This is a genomic window from Nostoc sp., assembly GCF_036917755.1.
GTDB lineage: Bacteria > Cyanobacteriota > Cyanobacteriia > Cyanobacteriales > Nostocaceae > Nostoc.
Map to the genome: position 1 here is coordinate 1 of NZ_JBALFC010000058.1, position 1,700 is coordinate 1,700.

Genomic DNA, 1,700 nt, shown 5'->3' on the forward strand with positions numbered 1-1,700 from the left:
CGGAGAGTGACAGAAGCTGTTAACGGACGCTATCGCTTCCGTTATGGATGGAAGAAACAAAATTTAAGATGCATCGAAAAAAATTATACTTTTATTGTGTCCTGACAGTTAAGACCGATCCCTCAATGGTGCTTTGTCGCCCGTACAGAAGCTTGGTTCTGGGTTGAGACGGTTACGACATTGGTGAAATGGTTGCTGCCATTATCCCGTTTAGGAGACTGTATTCATCCGTCAACCCAGGTCAGGGCACACCTCCAATTGCTAGTATGACTCCGCATTCGTGAGGAAGCCTTTGATGATGAAAACACCAAAGTCCAAATCCCATTTACATCGACCAAGTACGAATGACACTTCCGATTTAAGACCTATCAACCCGAATGCAGCAGGTATTGATATCGGTTCAGAATTCCACTGGGTGAGTGTTCCAAAGGATCGAGCTTCCGAGTGTGTCAGACGTTTTGGCTGTTACACTGCTGACTTGTATGCTCTAGCTGATTGGTTGGCTGAATGTGGCGTGAAAACTGTAGCAATGGAATCAACGGGGGTGTATTGGATTGCGTTGTTTCAAATCTTGGAGACAAGAGGCTTTGAAGTTAAACTTGTCAACGCCCATCACGTTAAAACATTGCCTGGACGTAAAACAGATGTTTTAGATTGCCAATGGTTGCAACAGTTGCATAGTTATGGATTATTGTCTGGTTCTTTTCGCCCGGAAGACGAGATTTGTGTATTGCGGAGTTATATCCGCCACCGAGATAGTCTCATCAAAAGTGCTTGTGTTCACATTCAACGGATGCAAAAAGCTTTAACCCAGATGAACGTGCAACTGCATAAAGTGGTCAGCGATATCACTGGTATTACTGGGATGGCAATTATTCGAGCGATCGCCGCTGGAGAAAGAGACCCACAAACTTTAGCAGCTAAAAAGCATTACCGCGCAAAACGCTCTGAAGCAGAAATTGCCGCCGCACTGAATGGGGATTATCGCAGTGAGCATGTTTTTGTACTCCAACAAGAACTACAGCTCTACGATGTTTATCAAACTCAGATAGCAGCTTGCGATCGCCAAATACAGGAGTGCTTGGCTCAATTTAACGACAAAGTTAATTTGAGTGAATCTCCCCTTCCACAACCAAAGCACCCCCGCCATAAACCCCAAGGCAATGAACCTGCTTTTGATTTACGTACCCATCTTTACCGAATTAGTGGTGTGGACTTCACTGCCATTGATGGTCTTGGTATCCTAACAGTGCAAACCATTATTTCCGAGGTCGGTTTAGATCCTAGCCGATTCCCAACTGTTAAACACTTTACTTCTTGGCTTGGTCTTTGCCCTTGCAATCGCATCACTGGTGGTAAAATTAAAAGTTCTAAAACTCGCCTTGTTGTCAACCCGGCTACCAATGCTTTCCGAATGGCAGCACAAACAGCAGGCAAGAGCAATTCTGCCTTGGGTGCTTTTTACCGTCGTTTACGTTCTCGCCTGGGTACACCCAAAGCTATCACTGCTACTGCTCATAAGTTAGCACGAATTTTCTACCGACTTTGGACTTCTGGTGGCAACTATCAAGATATTGGCATGAATTATTATGAGCAACGTTACCAAGAACGAGTCATCAATAACCTCCAAAAAAAGGCTCTAGCTTTAGGTTTTGAGCTTGTTCCCCAGCCCGAAGCAAATACGGTTTCTTAGGAGAGGG

At 44.8% G+C, this 1,700-nt stretch carries 1 protein-coding gene; it reads left to right on the forward strand.

The features are described 5' to 3' along the window. Positions 1-298 precede the first annotated feature (298 nt). Positions 299-1,693, forward strand: coding sequence for an IS110 family transposase (locus V7L05_RS15030; protein WP_335165081.1), 1,395 nt, complete (start codon positions 299-301; stop codon positions 1,691-1,693). The last annotated feature ends 7 nt before the right edge of the window (positions 1,694-1,700 follow it).